We start from the raw sequence: 21,551 nt of genomic DNA on the forward strand, positions 1-21,551 counted from the left end.
GCTGTCTTATGCGCTCAACCATTCAAACAGCGTCAGCATGACAAGTCGGCATGACAAATTTAACCAAGCACTTCCCATCGCCATTTTGCTATAACCAGCATCATACTATCTTTGAAAAACCACCCGTTAACATTGTTACCAAACTTTTGGTTGCATCTATTGCGTATTGCGCCTAGTATTTCGCCCCGTCAAAACACTCTATTTTTTAAGATACAGACTCAGTAGATATATACATTTATTATCAAGAAGGATGCGTTATGCCAACCAAAAAAACCACAATTATCGATGGCGGCATGGGACGAGAATTAGCGAAGCTCGGCGCACCGTTTCGTCAACCTGAATGGTCAGCACTGGCGATGATAGAAGCGCCCGAAGTCGTTCGCGACGTACACCGCGCTTATATCAAAAGCGGCGCCGATGTTATCACCACCAACAGCTACGCTCTTGTGCCATTTCATATTGGCGCAGAACGCTTTGCGCAGCAGGCTCAGGAATTATCAGCATCAGCAGGCGAAATGGCACGTGCAGCAGTTATCCTAGAAGGCACTACAACCCAAGTAGCAGGGTCTATCCCGCCATTATTTGGCTCTTATCGTGCCGATTTGTTTGATGCTGACCATGTAGAAGACATTGCGGCTCCGCTTATAAATGGATTGAGCCCGTATGTAGATTTTTGGCTCGCTGAAACCCAAAGTCTGATCGCAGAATCTATCGCTGTTCGTGAATTACTAAGTACGCTAGACACAGATAATAAGCCAATATGGATTGCTTTTACTTTAGAAGATAACGTGGATATCGATGTACCACGCCTGCGTTCAGGAGAGACGGTAGCAGAAGCAGTCGCGGCAATGGCAACCCGCGATATCGAGGCGATACTGTTTAACTGCTGTCAGCCTGATGTTATCGATCAAGCATTAGATGTCGCCCAAAGCACGTTGCAAGATAAAAATGCGACCCATATTGAGCTTGGTGCCTATGCCAATGCCTTTCCGCCGCAACCGAAAAACGCCGCAGCAAATGATACGCTCAATCAGGTACGTGATGACCTAACGCCACCTGCTTATCTGCATTGGGCACAAAAATGGCAAGCACAGGGTGCCTCATTAATCGGAGGCTGCTGCGGTATTGGTCCTGAGCACATTCAGGAGTTGAGCAGCTACTTTTCGGGTACGCCTTCTGCATAGATACAACACCCCTTAAGCACAATGCTTAAGCACAATGCTTAAGCACAATGCTTAAGCACAATGCTATTGAGTATGACGCTCTACAATTCACAATATCTATAATATCGAAGCTGATTACCCTCACTGCCATCACGGTTAGCCTAATGGTTAGATCGATGGCAGTATAGATATTTTGGCTGATGACAAGACGTACCTAAAGTGGCAAGTGCCAGTATTTTAGCTTTCATTATAGCTTTCATTATAGCTTTCGATAAACACTACAATAATTACTCCGATACCTATCACTAACTGATACTGCCTGTCCGACAACCCTTTTACTCTTACATCTCTCTCAAACCCAACGCTATAACCTAGAACTTCAATACACCTTCCTCTACATAGCCTAACCTTCTATATACCAACCTTCTATGGTCCAACTTTTTATAGATCAATTTTCTATAGACCAACTTCCTGTTTTTCTATTTGACCAAACATCGACTGTCGTCCAGTCATATTACATAGACTTACACCGTTAATTCACCATAAACAATTATCGGCTAAATAGTTACCTAATTTTGTATTAGTATTCATTGATATTGATTGAGTCGTTGGAGATACACACCCCTACCTTTGCTACAAGCACACAATTTCTATAAAAGCTCTATTTCTTTATATAACTTTCACCTGCTTCATATGCCTAAGGACTAGATATGACTGCCAAACCAGAAGCTTTGACAACAGCAATGCTCAGTTTTCAATTGATGACGCGGTCTGAGCCTCCAGAGCTAGTTATTGCCACTATCAAGTCTTTATTAGCAGTCAAGAACGTTCACGATGAAATACTTATTATCGATAACAACAATACAGAGTCGGCGCTATATGAGCCCTTAGCAGCATTTTGTAACGGCTTGGATGATGCGCTAAATGTTCATTTTTATCATGTCGATCATGTCGCAGGATTTAAGGCAGGGGCTTTGAACTTAGCACTGGGGTTGATGGATCCAAGATGTACTCATATTGTCGTTGTCGATAGTGATTATCAGGCATTACCACATGCTAGACATGCTATCGCGCAAGCTATCGCACAGCACCCTGACCATACGCTACTCCAGTTTCCGCAGTTCTATCGTAATGAGGGACAAGTGGATGCCCATAGCGAGTTAAATCATTACTTTAATCATCACTTATATCGACCTTTTAATCGTACACGTGCTTTATCAACGGGTACGTACGCAGTGATTCGGCGTTCAGATCTTCTGACCATAGGTGGCTGGTCAGGGGCATCTATCACTGAAGATGCTCAAATGGGTGTCCTCATGCATCGACAAGGGTTTCGTAGTCAGTTCATACCAGAAGTAATTGCCACAGGTCTACTACCCAATACCCTACATGACCTGATCTGTCAGCGACGACGCTGGATATATGGCAATATGCAAGTGCTTACGGACTACCTATCAACGCCATACTCTTCTAAATCCACACCACCTTCTAAATATAACAACGTCAGTGAACATCTAGGGTACATACGGGCACATCTGTCTCAACTGAGCGCTTGGGTGAACTTCACAGGATTATTTATCCTTCTGCACATTTGCTCTTTATTTCTAATCGCCAATATAGTCCTGATGGGTGATTCTAATATGGCTATGCTTGCACCTTTGTATCTGGTCTATGCAGGGTATGCATTTTTTATCGTCAGACGTCTATGGGCATACTGCCGTGATCAGACGCCTCTGAACAAACAACTAGATCGCAGCCATCAGCCACACTTTGTGAAAGGCGTACGAGCATGGCTGATGCATTTAAATTTTTGGGAGATTGGTGCATTGTCATGGCTACCTGTGTTGTGGGGTCAAAAAAAACCCTTTGTCTGTACCCCTAAACACAAAGACGTTCGTAGCCGTTATTCATTACTTCTAAAAAACATCAGTGCATTACCAAAATTACTGCTAATCGTAAATATCATTACCGCAGTGGCTGTTGCTCCGTTTTCACCGCTTTACTCCCCTGTCTTATTTATATGCGCCATGCTGGTTTGTATTTTGAAGCTTGCAGCAGCCAGTGTAGCCATAAACAATTTTACTGATATCGCATCAGGCACGCCTAGTATGAATGAAACGCTCAAGTACACCTTGAGAACAGCGCATAATAGGAACAAAGTCGTAACCACTTCTTATATGTCAGCGTTATTCAAAGACAAAAAAACCATCGACTCATAGAGGTCGATTTTAAGCATTATTAGCTTGTTTTTACCATTTCTATACTAGGGCTACTGTGTATCGTCTTACCGATAGCCAAAACGTTTATCATTATAAAGGTCTTAATAACATGACTCGGTCTTCAACCTCGCCACTACGTATCGCTATCATTGCGCACTCACTGTACCCTATTGCTCAGCCCTATGCGGGTGGTCTAGAGATGATCACCCAACTGATTTGCGATGAACTGGTGGCACAAGGGCATGACGTACTACTTTATGCGCACGAAGATAGCGAGACCAACGCAACGCTGGTACCATTATTGACTCGTCATGAATTTGATGACATGGTCTATGACAATGAGCACGAAGCAGTAGCGATGGATCGCGAGGAGATGTATCAGTATCTTGCTTATCAGATAGCCCTACGAGATATCATCGAACGTGACGAGCGCGGTGAAATCGATATCGTACACAACCACAGTTTGCATCATATCCCAATGATGACAGGTCAAGCGATTGGCAAAAGATTTTTCACCACTTTTCATACGCCTATCTTCCCGCAACTGCGGTTGGCACTGTTGACCCTTCGTGCTGGTACAACCACTCAATTTACAGCCGTGAGCAACCACCAACAGCGACTGTTTTCTGAGTTTGTCCCCTCGCACACCGTTTATAACGGTATCGACGTCGAGTCTTTTTTTGCCAATACTGAATCGAGTAAAAATAGCGATAACGAAACCTATTTCTGGTATGGACGTATCTGCCCCGAAAAAGGCACTCACTTAGCCATGCAGTATTGCCTAGAAGCAGGAAAAAATCTCGTTATTGCAGGACCTAAAAGCAACGAAGCGTACTTCGATCAATATGTAGCCCCCTTATTATCTAAAGACAATGAACGTGGCAATAACAAACTATTTAGCTACGTCGGTCATGCCACTAAAGACGAAATTAATCGCTATTTGTGTCAAGCAACCGCCATGCTGTTCACCAGTACTTGGGACGAGCCTTATGGATTGATCTTGGCTGAGAGTTTGGCATGTGGTACGCCAGTGATTGGTTTTGATGTTGGCGCTAGTGCCGAAATCATTACCCCAGATACTGGCATCATCGTCCCTAAAGGCGACAAAGCCGCTTTTATTAATGGCTTTTCTATGATCAAGCAGATATCACGTAAGGCTTGCCGCGAGCGCGCACTGAAATTCTGTTCTGTGGCTGCCATGGTCGAAGGCTACTTGGCACTTTATAAAACAGCGTTAAAGAACGACAGTTCCATAAAAGATTATCAGAGCGATGATAGTAGTGATCAAACCATTAACCATCAAATGCAGTCTGATATGGTGCATGACTCTTTTGAGGTTTCTAATGATGACGCTCATTCGTCCGTTGCAACAGACCATGAGCTGGTCAGTATTGCAGGAGGAGCATAATGCGTATCGGCTATTATGCTCATCATCATGGCTCAGGACACTGCCGACAAGCCGACAAACTCGCAGCACTAATACCTGATGATGTCAGAGAACAACTGATAGTATTCACAAGTTTAGAAGCTGATACTTATCGCTTCACTTCGATTAATGAGCAGCAGATCATACGGCTGCACCCAGAAGATGAGCGTCGTGATGACGTGCTAACAGGACGGGCTGGAGAATACTGGAAGCCTGCAGGTCTGCACTACTCTCCTGTAGGTAATATCGATATTCAAAGGCGCAGCCATCAAATACTCGATGCTATTCATCACTATGATATTAATCTCATGATTATTGATGTCAGTGCCGAAATCGCCATGCTATGCCGCGTGGCAAGTGTCCCTTATCTGTACGTTAGACTGCCAGGTATCCGCGATGATACTGCCCATCTAGAGACATTCGCGGGCGCGCTTGCCCTGCTGGCACCTTATCCTCAGAGCCTGGAATCCACCCATACTGCTGAGTGGGTCTGCGATAAGACGCTATATCTTGATTTTATCTATACGCGCAACACCCAGTCACATACTCGTGAAGACTTTATAGACATACTGACGCAGCTAGACACGGATAAGCGTCTCTCTACAACAATTCAATTTAGTAAACCTGCATCAATATATGAGTCCGAGCATACAGTCTCGCAAACGCCTGTAGCGACCATTCAGCCTATCGTCACGGTTATAAAAGGCTATGGTGGACATCAATCAATCGATGATAAGTTGCCTGAACTTCGTGAATTACTGCCTCACGCACTGATTGTCTCTCTCGGTCCTATTGATGATGATAAACGAGGTTATGTCGATATCTCAGCGCAAGTAGATGACGTCACACCGTTTATTAATCATAGCGATTATTTGATTATGGCATGCGGTTTGAATGCCGTGGCGCAGGCGTATCATTATGCAACCCCTCTTATCGTGATACCTGATGACCGACCACATCAAGAACAAGTGGTCATGGCACAGGCATTAGTCGCCCAAGACAAGGCATTGAACTGGGAGCAGTTTAAAGCCTTGATAATGGCTCAAGATGGTAAATCTGAATGTTTTGATACTATGAGTCAAGCTATGAGCCATGCACCAGAAAAACAATATAGAGTACCAGTGAGTAATGATGATATAGACGAAACAAACACGTTGATGGCTGCTCAAGCTTTTATGAATAGTCTATGCGCTTATCCTAGTACGAAACTCTGGTTTGAGAATTGGCTACTTACCAAAATCAAATCAAAGCCTGAATCAACTCATAAGCAATGATACGTCAAACACGACAAGTAATATAATAGCGAGACGAGCATACACAATGACCACTATTAATAATAACAATACAGCATCGATAACCATTATCACGACTTGCTATGGACGTAACCGCCACCTTTATAACCTGCTCAGCAGTCTAGAGAACAGTAGCATAAGACCGGCTGAGGTCATTATCGTCAATGATGACGCCGATTGCGACCGACTGGCTGAGTTCTCCTTAAATATCATAAAGTTACCGACTACTATTCAATCATCTACGAATGATAACTGCGATACACAGACTGCAGCGTTTGATATCGGTCACAATCGCAATCTTGGGGCGCAGCATGCTATTAATGACACCCTGATATTCTTAGATGTCGATTGTATCGTCGTCCCTACATTTATTGAGCACATGTATCACAAACTCATGCAACATCCCGATGCGCTACTGATGGGACAACCGCGCTATCTTATCCGACCTTTGTCAGATGTAGAGAGTGTACAATTACAAAGCAATCACTTGTCTCTTTCTTTTCTAAATGAGTTGTCTGTTTATAACCCTTATCGGTATAACTTCGATGAGGCAGACTCAATTCCTACCGAAACTGGGACAACAGCGATTAAGAGAACTGATGATTACGGGGCGTTTTGGAGCTTATGTTTTGCTATTAAAAAACAGACTTTCGACGATATTGGTGGCTTTGATACTCAATATACAGGCTACGGCGCAGAGGACACAAATTTTGCCTTTAGCGCGCGTCAGTTGAATATTGATTTTTACCTTACTGCCGATGTGATCTATCATCAGCAGCATAGTGTGTATCGACCGCCCCTCAATCACTTAGATAGTATCATTATCAATGCCAATCGTTTTTATCAAAAATGGCAGTGTTGGCCCATGGCAGGATGGCTGTCACAATTTGCTGACATGGGGCTGATTGATTGGGCAGAAGAACAGTCTTCACCCATAGCTGTGAGACGGCAGCCTAGCGACGATGAAGTAAAGCATGCCCACTATCCAAACGCTCCTTATGTTTAGCTGTAACCGACACGCTCGGTGATAACGATCTTAGTATCGATGGATAGATACCCGGGGCGGTAATGTGCTCATCTCCTGACGCTCAAACGCCCAGTTGTGACCGTGCCAAAAATGAGCCGTTTTATCATTGTTGTTAAAGCCAATTAAGAGCAACTCTAACGGTAGCTCTGTTTTTTGGGTATGATGCACATACTCTCGAGCTGCTAGCATCAACCGATATAACAAAAAACCTGACGAAGGTGCTGACGAATGAATATCTACGAAATGTGGATAGTCAGCAACGACTGCATGACGTTCTGATAGTACGCTGCAATGAGTAGGGCTCATCAACAACTCTTGCATAGGCAAAGGCACATTCAAAACGCGATGAGTGATAATAGGGTCATCGTCAGGGTTTGGATCATCAGTCAGTGATGGAAATAGATAAGATTGATTGCTCGTCAATATACCTAACGGGGCTGCTTTTGCCATTTGCTCTATCATCGGGAGGTTGTTGCTTCTAGGCGGTAAGCCAAAATGTAGTTTGCTGTCGCCAATTTGCCGAAAAAATAAGAGCTTAGGTAATAAACGTATTGCCTGATGGTTGGCAAAGAAGTCAGCGTGGATAAAATGGTTAAATAGCACTAGGACATCATCAGGCTTTAATAACCTCTCAAGCTGCGTTGTTGTGATTGCAGGATTGTTTGCAATTAAGATAACTCGTTTGGATTGTTCTAACGCTGCTTGTATGACAACTGGTAGCGTTAAGAAAGCCTCTTTCGCCTTGTCTGTGTTGCTGGATATATATTTATCCGATATCGATACGCTGCGCTGGTGCATTGGGGTATTTATATTAGACATAGTAGCCTTATTTGATATAGCGTTTTATACACTACTCTACTCTCACTGTAAGTTTTCCTAGATCGATTTGGCACCCATACTAAGTAGGAAAAACAACCACCTTATCACCTTCCTGCCATGGTTGAAACTTAGTCATAGCTTGGACAAATAATGGATGCTCAAGCCAATGTTGTAGCCACCGCTGTAAGTTTGGATAGGGCAAATTATAGAAAACCTCACGATCCACATGGGCAAACTGACGCACAAAAGGCATGATACCGATGTCTGCAATGGTTGGATTATCTCCTAGTAAATAGATGTTATCAGTCAATAAACTTTCTAAGACTGAGCTATGCTGAAAAAACTGTAGAACCAAACTTGGTAAACTAACGACTCAATGAGGAGTTTATCATGACTAAGAAAATCAGAACCTATAGTGCAGCATTCAAAGCTGAAGCCGTTAAAAAGATAGCAGATAATAAGGGCAATGTTTCAGCGACTGCAAAGCAGCTTGGCATCGCCATGCAGACATTATCTAACTGGCAAAACAAAGCTGATAAAGGCCAGCTTATTGGTACTAAAGAATATGATCCTGAGCTCATGGCTATACTAGAAGAGAATAAACGTCTTAAACGTGATCTCAAAGTTGCTCAGGAAGAGAGAGATATTCTAAAAAAGGCCACGGCGTACTTCGCGAAGCACAGTTGATGAGGTACGTCTTTATCAAGGATAACCAGAAAATATTTAGCATCACTTGTATGTGTCACGTATTAGATGTCAAGCCATCAAGCTATTATAACTGGATAAATCGTGGTGTTAGTAATCAGCAGATCCACCGCAACCAGTGTGAGCTGCTGGTTCGCGTGGCTCATGATGAAACTAAGCAGCGCTATGGCTGTGAGCGATTGCATGCTCATCTTGCAGAGCAAGGCCATCATATCAGTCAATACATGGTAAGACGCATTAAAGAAGAATACGGCATTGTTTGCCGTCGTCACAAGCGTTTTAAAGTTACCACCAACTCAAACCATAACAAGTTTATTTATCCAAACCTGCTCGATCAAAAATTTGATACCAGTCGTCCTAACGAAGCTTGGGTTAGTGACATCACTTACATATGGACAGATGAGGGTTGGCTATACTTAGCAGGTGTTAAAGACCTCTACACTAAAGAGCTGGTCGGCTATGCTATCCACAAGCGTATGACAGCAGATTTAGTTTGCCGTGCACTCAATATGGCCATCAAGAACAAACGACCCAACCAACGGCTGATTGTGCATTCTGATAGAGGCAGTCAGTACTGTAGTTATGACTATCATAAGATCATTAAGAAGCATAAATTTAAGGGTTCAATGTCCAGACGTGGTAATTGCTTTGATAATGCTCCGATAGAGAGTTTCTGGGGCATATTGAAAAATGAGTTAGTGTATCATCAGGATTATAAAATGAGATTCGAAGCTATCAATGACATCATTAAATATATTGAGCTTGAGTATAACCAGACTAGAATCCAAAAGGGTTTGGGCTATAAAACGCCAAGACAGGTGTGGTTTGATTTTTATCGTCAAGCTGCGTAACTAAAATCTCCCAAGTCAATGTCTACAGATTTGACAGCATAGGTCAGACTTGTAAAAATACTTCTCCCTTCTCTCGGTACTCTGACTGAGTCATCTCAGGGTGACGATTGGCATATTTGTAGCGATCTAACCACTGCTTGAACTCATTGTCATTTTGTTCAATCAAAGACTTGGCTTGAGATTGAGATTTATTATCAAGCAACTCTTGCGGATCTGCCTGTTTAAGCGCCCACATCATGATCTCTAAACTCTCTTCAATCGTTGTCTCCTCTGTTATCTGTAAGACGGGCACAGTACCTTTTGGGCTGATTGCTAACATGTGCTCTGGTTTGTTCTTTAGCGTGATCTCTCGCAGTTCAACTGGTACCTTGGCAAATAAAAGTGCAAGACGAGCGCGCATAGCATAGGGGCAACGGCGAAAAGTGTATAAGCGTGGCAGTGAAGCATTCATAGTTATTTCCATAATGGACAACGGGTTATATTTTGCTGACTTTTTATTGTGTGAGTTTATAGACTCTATTTTACAGCAAAGGTAGTACTGTCTTTACCTCTAGTTATAACTGTTCTTGACTATAAGTAAGATAGATTTTGAGTAATCTTATCAAATTATAATATTACTGTAGGCACATATCAAAAAACGCCCCCATTTGGGAGCGCTTTCTTTGTTATTTGCTAGTGGCTAATGACTCTTAAATCACATTGTCATCAATCGCAGTTTGTACATATAGCTTGGCAGAATTAGCACCATCTTGATATAAGTCATAACCAACTTGATCAGATGTAGCTGATTTAGTCATGCCCGATATATTAACAGTGTCTGTACTATCGCCTTTGATGAATAGCTCATTGTTGTTATCAGTGATACTAACCACATCACTCAATCCCAGGCTCAGGATTTGAGCGGTGTCATTGGTCATATTGATACTTTCAATATTAGTCACATTACTTAAATTAGCACCTGATACAGTATTTATGTCATTAATAATTAAAGTATCGATACCTTGACCACCATCAATTAACACATCATCTGCATCAAATATTAAAATATCGTTACCATCACCACCTAACAAAGTATCTGCACCGCTCAAACCGATTAAAGTATCATCGCCTATACCACCGCTCAGCGTTTCAGCTTGATTAGTTCCTACTAGATAATCATTATCAGCATTACGAGTAATATTTAATACCTGTGTAGCGGACACAATATCGCCGTCGTTGTCTTTTACTGAGAAAGCAATATTTTCTTGGTAACCAGTATCTGTAGCCCTAGCTTGATACTCAAAAATACCCGTTTCAAAATTCAATGATACAACGCCTCCAGTAAGCGTATTAATAGTTACTGTCGTGGTTGCTTGATCATAAGTAGAACGGTTATCACCTTGTACAGTCATACTACTATCAGTAGAACTATAGACATAAGTGGTACCATCTATAGTAATATCTAATACATTACCGCCGTCTGCTCCATACCCATACTCAGATACAGTGTCTGATAAGAGATTTCCTCTAACCAAATCTCTGCTCACCTCAGGTTGGCGATCACTCAATGAGTCCAGTAAGACGTTATTCAACTCATTTACATTCCTAACTATGTTTGCAAGGCCATTATCATCTACTCCTTGCTGTCCATCATAAGCGATTGGTAATATGCTGCTAAGCGATACTTCTGCCTCTGGTCCAAATGCATAGGCATAAGACTTAATACTATTGGCGGTTAGGAAATTTGTCCAGATAGCTTCTTCATTTTGTCCGATACCAAGATCAGGTACATTTTGATTAAAGGCACCTGACAATGAATCTATAGTACCCTGTGCAGCACTCGGATTACCATCTGTCAAAAAGTAAGAGTAATTTTGAGCTCCTACGATCTTACCGGGTCTACTAAAGCCTTGTATGCTAGTATTGAGTGCTGCGTCGTAATTTGTAACACCTGTAGTACCCGTAAGACTATTAACGTATGTTTTTGCGGCATCAACAGTTAACCATGCGTTTTGAGTTATAGCACTGGTTGCAAATAGAGTTATCTGTACCATCGTATCACCAAACTCAGCATAACCATCAATTAAGTTGATAGCTGCAGCTTTGGCTATATCTAAGCGAGTTTGGTTGGGGTTTACTAGTGTGTTCATACTACCTGACAAATCTAAAGTAATAGCTAAATTTGAGCTCACAGTATTCAAACTAAAATCGATAGGTCCTTCAGCCAACAAAGGGCGATCGTCTTCTACTGTAACTACCAGATCAGCAGTTAATGAATCATTACTACCATCATTGACAACTGCGCCGAATGTCACATCAAGCTCGTCCTCAATATTATTTGTTGGATGATCAATAGCGTGCAATAGCGTTACATCATAAGATGCAACAAAATTAGAACCATTAGCTGTGATATTATTGACTTCTATCGTCATCACATCAATTGCCGGCTCACCTGCAACCAATACTGCCTGACCGGTTAAAGTATCTGTAGCATCATTCCATGTCCATGTAACCGCATTGCCCTGAACAGTGATACCACTTGGTCCTGTCAACTCAATGCTAAAGTTAGAGATAGACACATTATCAACATCAGTAAATGTAATCTCACCTGTTGAGGTCGCGTTATTCGTAGTGTCGACATTTCCTATTGTATCGACGATACCTCCTCTAGAAACAAGACCTTCTTCAGAGACTCGGGTTGAAGTTGTCACAGCCACAGGTGCATCGTTTACTGCGTTAACCGTGATGGTCTCGGTGGCCGTGTCTGTACCACCATTGCCATCAGTGATGGTGTAGTCAAAGCTGGTAACACCATTAAAGTTGGCAGCAGGCACAAAGGTAATCACCCCTTGCGCGTCGATGTTCACCACCCCATTGTTCACAGCAATGCTTTGTGCGGTACCTGGCGTCAGTTCAGTACCGTTGATGCTGCTGATACTGAGCGTGTCGCCATCTAAGTCGCTGTCTGCGGTGCCAGTAGTAAGCGGCGTCAACTCCACGCTGCCATCTTCGGCAACAGTGTATGCGTCATCTACCGCTACTGGGTCATCGTTTACTGCGTTAACCGTGATGGTCTCGGTGGCCGTGTCTGTACCACCATTGCCATCAGTGATGGTGTAGTCAAAGCTGGTAACACCATTAAAGTTGGCAGCAGGCACAAAGGTAATCACCCCTTGCGCGTCGATGTTCACCACCCCATTGTTCACAGCAATGCTTTGTGCGGTACCTGGCGTCAGTTCAGTACCATTGATGCTGCTGATACTGAGCGTGTCGCCATCTAAGTCGCTGTCTGCGGTGCCAGTAGTAAGCGGCGTCAACTCCACGCTGCCATCTTCGGCAACAGTGTATGCGTCATCTACCGCTACTGGGTCATCGTTTACTGCGTTAACCGTGATGGTCTCGGTGGCCGTGTCTGTACCACCATTGCCATCAGTGATGGTGTAGTCAAAGCTGGTAACACCATTAAAGTTGGCAGCAGGCACAAAGGTAATCACCCCTTGCGCGTCGATGTTCACCACCCCATTGTTCACAGCAATGCTTTGTGCGGTACCTGGCGTCAGTTCAGTACCATTGATGCTGCTGATACTGAGCGTGTCGCCATCTAAGTCGCTGTCTGCGGTGCCAGTAGTAAGCGGCGTCAACTCCACGCTGCCATCTTCGGCAACAGTGTATGCGTCATCTACCGCTACTGGGTCATCGTTTACTGCGTTAACCGTGATGGTCTCGGTGGCCGTGTCTGTACCACCATTGCCATCAGTGATGGTGTAGTCAAAGCTGGTAACACCATTAAAGTTGGCAGCAGGCACAAAGGTAATCACCCCTTGCGCGTCGATGTTCACCACCCCATTGTTCACAGCAATGCTTTGTGCGGTACCTGGCGTCAGTTCAGTACCATTGATGCTGCTGATACTGAGCGTGTCGCCATCTAAGTCGCTGTCTGCGGTGCCAGTAGTAAGCGGCGTCAACTCCACGCTGCCATCTTCGGCAACAGTGTATGCGTCATCTACCGCTACTGGGTCATCGTTTACTGCGTTAACCGTGATGGTCTCGGTGGCCGTGTCTGTACCACCATTGCCATCAGTGATGGTGTAGTCAAAGCTGGTAACACCATTAAAGTTGGCAGCAGGCACAAAGGTAATCACACCTTGCGCGTCGATGTTCACCACCCCATTGTTCACAGCAATGCTTTGTGCGGTACCTGGCGTCAGTTCAGTACCGTTGATGCTGCTGATACTGAGCGTGTCGCCATCTAAGTCGCTGTCTGCGGTGCCAGTAGTAAGCGGCGTCAACTCCACGCTGCCATCTTCGGCAACAGTGTATGCGTCATCTACCGCTACTGGGTCATCGTTTACTGCGTTAACCGTGATGGTCTCGGTGGCCGTGTCTGTACCACCATTGCCATCAGTGATGGTGTAGTCAAAGCTGGTAACACCATTAAAGTTGGCAGCAGGCACAAAGGTAATCACCCCTTGCGCGTCGATGTTCACCACCCCATTGTTCACAGCAATGCTTTGTGCGGTACCTGGCGTCAGTTCAGTACCATTGATGCTGCTGATACTGAGCGTGTCGCCATCTAAGTCGCTGTCTGCGGTGCCAGTAGTAAGCGGCGTCAACTCCACGCTGCCATCTTCGGCAACAGTGTATGCGTCATCTACCGCTACTGGGTCATCGTTTACTGCGTTAACCGTGATGGTCTCGGTGGCCGTGTCTGTACCACCATTGCCATCAGTGATGGTGTAGTCAAAGCTGGTAACACCATTAAAGTTGGCAGCAGGCACAAAGGTAATCACCCCTTGCGCGTCGATGTTCACCACCCCATTGTTCACAGCAATGCTTTGTGCGGTACCTGGCGTCAGTTCAGTACCGTTGATGCTGCTGATACTGAGCGTGTCGCCATCTAAGTCGCTGTCTGCGGTGCCAGTAGTAAGCGGCGTCAACTCCACGCTGCCATCTTCGGCAACAGTGTATGCGTCATCTACCGCTACTGGGTCATCGTTTACTGCGTTAACCGTGATGGTCTCGGTGGCCGTGTCTGTACCACCATTGCCATCAGTGATGGTGTAGTCAAAGCTGGTAACACCATTAAAGTTGGCAGCAGGCACAAAGGTAATCACACCTTGCGCGTCGATGTTCACCACCCCATTGTTCACAGCAATGCTTTGTGCGGTACCTGGCGTCAGTTCAGTACCGTTGATGCTGCTGATACTGAGCGTGTCGCCATCTAAGTCGCTGTCTGCGGTGCCAGTAGTAAGCGGCGTCAACTCCACGCTGCCATCTTCGGCAACAGTGTATGCGTCATCTACCGCTACTGGGTCATCGTTTACTGCGTTAACCGTGATGGTCTCGGTGGCCGTGTCTGTACCACCATTGCCATCAGTGATGGTGTAGTCAAAGCTGGTAACACCATTAAAGTTGGCAGCAGGCACAAAGGTAATCACCCCTTGCGCGTCGATGTTCACCACCCCATTGTTCACAGCAATGCTTTGTGCGGTACCTGGCGTCAGTTCAGTACCGTTGATGCTGCTGATACTGAGCGTGTCGCCATCTAAGTCGCTGTCTGCGGTGCCAGTAGTAAGCGGCGTCAACTCCACGCTGCCATCTTCGGCAACAGTGTATGCGTCATCTACCGCTACTGGGTCATCGTTTACTGCGTTAACCGTGATGGTCTCGGTGGCCGTGTCTGTACCACCATTGCCATCAGTGATGGTGTAGTCAAAGCTGGTAACACCATTAAAGTTGGCAGCAGGCACAAAGGTAATCACCCCTTGCGCGTCGATGTTCACCACCCCATTGTTCACAGCAATGCTTTGTGCGGTACCTGGCGTCAGTTCAGTACCGTTGATGCTGCTGATACTGAGCGTGTCGCCATCTAAGTCGCTGTCTGCGGTGCCAGTAGTAAGCGGCGTCAACTCCACGCTGCCATCTTCGGCAACAGTGTATGCGTCATCTACCGCTACTGGGTCATCGTTTACTGCGTTAACCGTGATGGTCTCGGTGGCCGTGTCTGTACCACCATTGCCATCAGTGATGGTGTAGTCAAAGCTGGTAACACCATTAAAGTTGGCAGCAGGCACAAAGGTAATCACCCCTTGCGCGTCGATGTTCACCACCCCATTGTTCACAGCAATGCTTTGTGCGGTACCTGGCGTCAGTTCAGTACCGTTGATGCTGCTGATACTGAGCGTGTCGCCATCTAAGTCGCTGTCTGCGGTGCCAGTAGTAAGCGGCGTCAACTCCACGCTGCCATCTTCGGCAACAGTGTATGCGTCATCTACCGCTACTGGGTCATCGTTTACTGCGTTAACCGTGATGGTCTCGGTGGCCGTGTCTGTACCACCATTGCCATCAGTGATGGTGTAGTCAAAGCTGGTAACACCATTAAAGTTGGCAGCAGGCACAAAGGTAATCACCCCTTGCGCGTCGATGTTCACCACCCCATTGTTCACAGCAATGCTTTGTGCGGTACCTGGCGTCAGTTCAGTACCATTGATGCTGCTGATACTGAGCGTGTCGCCATCTAAGTCGCTGTCTGCGGTGCCAGTAGTAAGCGGCGTCAACTCCACGCTGCCATCTTCGGCAACAGTGTATGCGTCATCTACCGCTACTGGGTCATCGTTTACTGCGTTAACCGTGATGGTCTCGGTGGCCGTGTCTGTACCACCATTGCCATCAGTGATGGTGTAGTCAAAGCTGGTAACACCATTAAAGTTGGCAGCAGGCACAAAGGTAATCACCCCTTGCGCGTCGATGTTCACCACCCCATTGTTCACAGCAATGCTTTGTGCGGTACCTGGCGTCAGTTCAGTACCATTGATGCTGCTGATACTGAGCGTGTCGCCATCTAAGTCGCTGTCTGCGGTGCCAGTAGTAAGCGGCGTCAACTCCACGCTGCCATCTTCGGCAACAGTGTATGCGTCATCTACCGCTACTGGGTCATCGTTTACTGCGTTAACCGTGATGGTCTCGGTGGCCGTGTCTGTACCACCATTGCCATCAGTGATGGTGTAGTCAAAGCTGGTAACACCATTAAAGTTGGCAGCAGGCACAAAGGTAATCACACCTTGCGCGTCGATGTTCACCACCCCATTGTTCACAGCAATGCTTTGTGCGGTACCTGGCGTCAGTTCAGTACCGTTGATGCTGCTGATACTGAGCGTGTCGCCATCTAAGTCGCTGTCTGCGGTGCCAGTAGTAAGCGGCGTCAACTCCACGCTGCCATCTTCGGCAACAGTGTATGCGTCATCTACCGCTACTGGGTCATCGTTTACTGCGTTAACCGTGATGGTCTCGGTGGCCGTGTCTGTACCACCATTGCCATCAGTGATGGTGTAGTCAAAGCTGGTAACACCATTAAAGTTGGCAGCAGGCACAAAGGTAATCACCCCTTGCGCGTCGATGTTCACCACCCCATTGTTCACAGCAATGCTTTGTGCGGTACCTGGCGTCAGTTCAGTACCATTGATGCTGCTGATACTGAGCGTGTCGCCATCTAAGTCGCTGTCTGCGGTGCCAGTAGTAAGCGGCGTCAACTCCACGCTGCCATCTTCGGCAACAGTGTATGCGTCATCTACCGCTACTGGGTCATCGTTTACTGCGTTAACCGTGATGGTCTCGGTGGCCGTGTCTGTACCACCATTGCCATCAGTGATGGTGTAGTCAAAGCTGGTAACACCATTAAAGTTGGCAGCAGGCACAAAGGTAATCACCCCTTGCGCGTCGATGTTCACCACCCCATTGTTCACAGCAATGCTTTGTGCGGTACCTGGCGTCAGTTCAGTACCGTTGATGCTGCTGATACTGAGCGTGTCGCCATCTAAGTCGCTGTCTGCGGTGCCAGTAGTAAGCGGCGTCAACTCCACGCTGCCATCTTCGGCAACAGTGTATGCGTCATCTACCGCTACTGGGTCATCGTTTACTGCGTTAACCGTGATGGTCTCGGTGGCCGTGTCTGTACCACCATTGCCATCAGTGATGGTGTAGTCAAAGCTGGTAACACCATTAAAGTTGGCAGCAGGCACAAAGGTAATCACACCTTGCGCGTCGATGTTCACCACCCCATTGTTCACAGCAATGCTTTGTGCGGTACCTGGCGTCAGTTCAGTACCGTTGATGCTGCTGATACTGAGCGTGTCGCCATCTAAGTCGCTGTCTGCGGTGCCAGTAGTAAGCGGCGTCAACTCCACGCTGCCATCTTCGGCAACAGTGTATGCGTCATCTACCGCTACTGGGTCATCGTTTACTGCGTTAACCGTGATGGTCTCGGTGGCCGTGTCTGTACCACCATTGCCATCAGTGATGGTGTAGTCAAAGCTGGTAACACCATTAAAGTTGGCAGCAGGCACAAAGGTAATCACCCCTTGCGCGTCGATGTTCACCACCCCATTGTTCACAGCAATGCTTTGTGCGGTACCTGGCGTCAGTTCAGTACCGTTGATGCTGCTGATACTGAGCGTGTCGCCATCTAAGTCGCTGTCTGCGGTGCCAGTAGTAAGCGGCGTCAACTCCACGCTGCCATCTTCGGCAACAGTGTATGCGTCATCTACCGCTACTGGGTCATCGTTTACTGCGTTAACCGTGATGGTCTCGGTGGCCGTGTCTGTACCACCATTGCCATCAGTGATGGTGTAGTCAAAGCTGGTAACACCATTAAAGTTGGCAGCAGGCACAAAGGTAATCACCCCTTGCGCGTCGATGTTCACCACCCCATTGTTCACAGCAATGCTTTGTGCGGTACCTGGCGTCAGTTCAGTACCATTGATGCTGCTGATACTGAGCGTGTCGCCATCTAAGTCGCTGTCTGCGGTGCCAGTAGTAAGCGGCGTCAACTCCACGCTGCCATCTTCGGCAACAGTGTATGCGTCATCTACCGCTACTGGGTCATCGTTTACTGCGTTAACCGTGATGGTCTCGGTGGCCGTGTCTGTACCACCATTGCCATCAGTGATGGTGTAGTCAAAGCTGGTAACACCATTAAAGTTGGCAGCAGGCACAAAGGTAATCACCCCTTGCGCGTCGATGTTCACCACCCCATTGTTCACAGCAATGCTTTGTGCGGTACCTGGCGTCAGTTCAGTACCGTTGATGCTGCTGATACTGAGCGTGTCGCCATCTAAGTCGCTGTCTGCGGTGCCAGTAGTAAGCGGCGTCAACTCCACGCTGCCATCTTCGGCAACAGTGTATGCGTCATCTACCGCTACTGGGTCATCGTTTACTGGTGTGACGGTGATATCTAAGGTGGTACTATCTGTTAAACCATCAGGGTCAGTAACCGTGTAGTTGACCGTCGGTACGCTGCCATTGAAATCAGGCGCAGGATTGAAGGTATAACTGCCATCAGTGTTTAAAGTCAAGTTACCAACTGGGTCACCGTTGACATCCGTAATAACTGTTACAACACCTAGCTCTAGAACCGTCTGTGTACCACTACCATTAATGTCTATGGTTGCTGATTCAACGGTCAATAGACTACCTTCCGCGTCAGTGTCATTGGTCAATACGTTATCTATTAAGGTGACATCCTCATTAATACGCTCTACTTCTGGAATTGCCACTGGGGCGGTTTGTGGGTAGTCGATGGTGATGGTAGCTGGGTCAGACTTTAAGTTAGTGCTGTCCACTACGATGTAGTCTACAGGTGTTGGATCACCTGTATAACCGTCTTCTGGTGTAAAGGTCACAGCGCCTGAGGTAGGATCAACGACCCATTCCCCTTCGCCTGTGACCGTCAACGTTGTTACTTCATCACCATTGTCTGGATCAATCAGCTTGACGGTTGTTGGATCGATATCATTGTCAAAGTCTTCGTCATTACCTAATACAGCAACGGTAACTGGTGCTCCAGTGATACCTGTTTGGTTATCATCTGCTGCTCTTGGCGCCGTTGGTGGATAGTCGACAACGATTGTCGCTGGATTAGACGTTTGACCAGTGATATCAGAGACCACATAATCTACAGGCGTAGGGTCATTAGTAAAACCAACTTCTGGTGTAAAGGTCACAGCGCCAGAGGTAGGATCAACGACCCATTCCCCTTCGCCTGTGACCGTCAACGTTGTTACTTCATCACCATTGTCTGGGTCAATTAGCTTGACGGTCGTTGGGTCAAGGTCACCCTCAGCATCGCTATCGTTATTCAAGATGTCGACAGTCACAGGGGCATTCAAAGGACCGACGCCTACGTCATTCTGTGCCACTGGGGCGGTTTGTGGGTAGTCGATGGTGACCGTGGCTTCGTTCGATACCAAACCGTTGATGTCTTCAACGCTGTAGCTGATTGGGGTTGGATCTGCGGTAAAGCCATCTTCTGGGGTAAAGCTGATTGCCCCAGTGTCTGCATCCACATTCCAGCTGCCTTCGCCATCTACCACGACCGATTTGCCATCAGCGGCAATGGTGCCACCGGCTGGTGATTGGGTGATGATGACGGTGGTTGGGTCAAGATCTTCTTCAGCATCGGTGTCGTTGGCCACCACGTCTACCACGACAGTCTCACCAGAGTCACCAGTGTCTGCATCATTCTGTGCCACTGGGGCGGTTTGTGGGTAGTCGATGGTGATGGTAGCTGGGTCAGACTTTAAGTTAGTGCTGTCCACTACGATGTAGTCTACAGGTGTTGGATCACCTGTATAACCGTCTTCTGGTGTAAAGGTCACAGCGCCTGAGGTAGGATCAACGACCCATTCCCCTTCGCCTGTGACCGTCAACGTTGTTACTTCATCACCATTGTCTGGATCAATCAGCTTGACGGTTGTTGGATCGATATCATTGTCAAAGTCTTCGTCATTACCTAATACAGCAACGGTAACTGGTGCTCCAGTGATACCTGTTTGGTTATCATCTGCTGCTCTTGGCGCCGTTGGTGGATAGTCGACGGTTATAGTGGCTTGATTGGATTTGTTGCCAGTCAAGTCAGACACTATATATGCCACTGGGGTTGGGTCCGCGGTAAAGCCCGCCTCTGGGGTAAAAGTGACGGCTCCTGTGTCTGGATTCACGTTCCACGTGCCTTCACCCGGTACGGTTAGACTGGTGACTTCAAATCCAGTACTTGGATTGATTAGTTTGACACTAGTTGGGTCGATGTCGCCCTCAAGGTCGGTGGCGTTATCTAGCACATTGATGACGACTGGCTGACCAACACTGCCTGTTTGAATCTCATCTTCAACGTTTGGCGCCGTTGGTGGGTAGTCGACGGTTATAGTGGCTTGATTGGATTTGTTGCCAGTCAAGTCAGACACTATATATGCCACTGGGGTTGGGTCCGCGGTAAAGCCCGCCTCTGGGGTAAAAGTGACTGCTCCTGTTTCTGGGTTAACACTCCACGTGCCTTCACCCGGTACAGTTAGACTGGTAACTTCAAGTCCAGTATTTGGATCGATCAGTTTGACGCTGGTTGGGTCAATGTCGCCCTCAAGGTCGGTGGCACTACTTAACAGAGTGATAGTGACCGATTGACCCACGCTACCCGTTACAACTTCATCTTCTACCAATGGCGGCGTATTATCTTCAATGAATGTGCGCTCTCTACTGTTACTACTCGTACTTGCTAACAATCCAGCTATGCCCAAACCAGCTGCAGCAGGTATCCACCACGGTATAACAGCTGCATAGACTTCCCCGCCCAATGCTTGCCCTTCTACGTCACCTACTTCTAGTTGAGTAACATAATCGTAGGTTTCACCAGTATCTGGAATATAGTAGTAATACTCACCATCTTCAGCAATACCTAGTAGCGCACTATCTGCACTGTCGTAAAAACCTTCAATAATAAGATCGCTCTCTTCACCCTCTTTTTCAAATGAGACATGGAGGTCATTCTTAATACGTTTAGTAATAATGTGGTTAGGAGCACGATTTATGGCATTGTCGTGAAACTCGTAATTCACTCTTTCTGAGGCTTGAATGACTGTCGGTATGCCATCTTTAGTGACGACTTCTACTTGGCTTACAGTCTCAGTAGTATTATTAGTTTTTACGATGATAGTATTCATTGGCTACCCTTCTTTAAATGCTGTGTTGCCGCTTGAAATGTTTTTATGCTGCGGCCTATTTGTAATATAAATCTATTTGT

General features: G+C 46.4%; 10 protein-coding genes. 6 read left to right on the forward strand and 4 right to left on the reverse strand.

The genetic code is table 11. From position 1 onward, the window contains the following. Window positions 1–257 precede the first annotated feature (257 nt). From AC5JPO_RS02515 to AC5JPO_RS02535, 5 genes are all read left to right on the forward strand, one after another. Window positions 258–1,184, forward strand: coding sequence for a homocysteine S-methyltransferase family protein (locus AC5JPO_RS02515; protein ID WP_493853202.1), 927 nt, complete (start codon window positions 258–260; stop codon window positions 1,182–1,184). A 689-nt stretch (window positions 1,185–1,873) separates the two neighbouring features. Further along, on the forward strand, window positions 1,874–3,382 hold the full coding sequence (locus tag AC5JPO_RS02520; protein ID WP_493853203.1) for a glycosyltransferase family 2 protein: 1,509 nt from the start codon (window positions 1,874–1,876) through the stop codon (window positions 3,380–3,382). A gap of 109 nt (window positions 3,383–3,491) precedes the next feature. Further along, a complete protein-coding gene (locus tag AC5JPO_RS02525; protein ID WP_493853204.1) occupies window positions 3,492–4,790 on the forward strand; it encodes a glycosyltransferase in 1,299 nt (432 codons plus the stop codon). Then, window positions 4,790–6,082 (forward strand): hypothetical protein, encoded by a 1,293-nt coding sequence (locus tag AC5JPO_RS02530; protein ID WP_493853205.1) that lies wholly within the window; start codon window positions 4,790–4,792, stop codon window positions 6,080–6,082. Before AC5JPO_RS02525 ends, AC5JPO_RS02530 begins: the two co-directional genes overlap by 1 nt. A gap of 46 nt (window positions 6,083–6,128) precedes the next feature. Beyond that, window positions 6,129–7,106: a glycosyltransferase family 2 protein gene (locus AC5JPO_RS02535; RefSeq protein WP_493853206.1), complete on the forward strand. Its 978-nt coding sequence runs from the start codon at window positions 6,129–6,131 to the stop codon at window positions 7,104–7,106. A gap of 30 nt (window positions 7,107–7,136) precedes the next feature. Here AC5JPO_RS02535 and AC5JPO_RS02540 read toward each other — a convergent pair whose 3' ends face one another. Together AC5JPO_RS02540 and AC5JPO_RS02545 are read right to left on the reverse strand one after the other, a co-directional pair. Beyond that, window positions 7,137–7,946: a hypothetical protein gene (locus tag AC5JPO_RS02540; protein ID WP_493853207.1), complete on the reverse strand. Its 810-nt coding sequence runs from the start codon at window positions 7,944–7,946 to the stop codon at window positions 7,137–7,139. A gap of 79 nt (window positions 7,947–8,025) precedes the next feature. Continuing rightward, complete coding sequence (locus AC5JPO_RS02545; protein ID WP_493853208.1) at window positions 8,026–8,301, reverse strand: glutathione S-transferase C-terminal domain-containing protein; 276 nt, start codon at window positions 8,299–8,301, stop codon at window positions 8,026–8,028. Window positions 8,302–8,336: 35 nt separating this feature from the next. Between AC5JPO_RS02545 and AC5JPO_RS02550 the strand changes: the two genes are divergently transcribed. Then, window positions 8,337–9,502, forward strand: a protein-coding gene (locus AC5JPO_RS02550; protein ID WP_201608321.1) for an IS3 family transposase whose coding sequence is annotated in 2 segments (ribosomal slippage) — window positions 8,337–8,595 and window positions 8,595–9,502 — 1,167 coding nt in all. Because the reading frame shifts where the segments join, the coding sequence is not laid out codon by codon here. 43 nt (window positions 9,503–9,545) lie between these two features. Here the strand turns inward: AC5JPO_RS02550 and AC5JPO_RS02555 are convergent. Together AC5JPO_RS02555 and AC5JPO_RS02560 are read right to left on the reverse strand one after the other, a co-directional pair. Next, on the reverse strand, window positions 9,546–9,953 hold the full coding sequence (locus AC5JPO_RS02555; RefSeq protein ID WP_493853209.1) for a glutathione S-transferase N-terminal domain-containing protein: 408 nt from the start codon (window positions 9,951–9,953) through the stop codon (window positions 9,546–9,548). A gap of 238 nt (window positions 9,954–10,191) precedes the next feature. Further along, a complete protein-coding gene (locus AC5JPO_RS02560; RefSeq protein ID WP_493853210.1) occupies window positions 10,192–21,471 on the reverse strand; it encodes a cadherin-like domain-containing protein in 11,280 nt (3,759 codons plus the stop codon). Between the last annotated feature and the right edge of the window lie 80 nt (window positions 21,472–21,551).

This window comes from Psychrobacter sp. H25 (genome assembly GCF_059076335.1).

Bases quoted from the DNA above. Each gene is read 5' to 3' on its own strand.
- AC5JPO_RS02515 (WP_493853202.1), top strand. From the start codon at position 258: ATGCCAACCAAAAAAACCACAATTATCGATGGCGGCATGGGACGAGAA.
- AC5JPO_RS02520 (WP_493853203.1), top strand. From the start codon at position 1,874: ATGACTGCCAAACCAGAAGCTTTGACAACAGCAATGCTCAGTTTTCAA.
- AC5JPO_RS02525 (WP_493853204.1), top strand. From the start codon at position 3,492: ATGACTCGGTCTTCAACCTCGCCACTACGTATCGCTATCATTGCGCAC.
- AC5JPO_RS02530 (WP_493853205.1), top strand. From the start codon at position 4,790: ATGCGTATCGGCTATTATGCTCATCATCATGGCTCAGGACACTGCCGA.
- AC5JPO_RS02535 (WP_493853206.1), top strand. From the start codon at position 6,129: ATGACCACTATTAATAATAACAATACAGCATCGATAACCATTATCACG.
- AC5JPO_RS02540 (WP_493853207.1), bottom strand. From the start codon at position 7,946: ATGTCTAATATAAATACCCCAATGCACCAGCGCAGCGTATCGATATCG.
- AC5JPO_RS02555 (WP_493853209.1), bottom strand. From the start codon at position 9,953: ATGAATGCTTCACTGCCACGCTTATACACTTTTCGCCGTTGCCCCTAT.
- AC5JPO_RS02560 (WP_493853210.1), bottom strand. From the start codon at position 21,471: ATGAATACTATCATCGTAAAAACTAATAATACTACTGAGACTGTAAGC.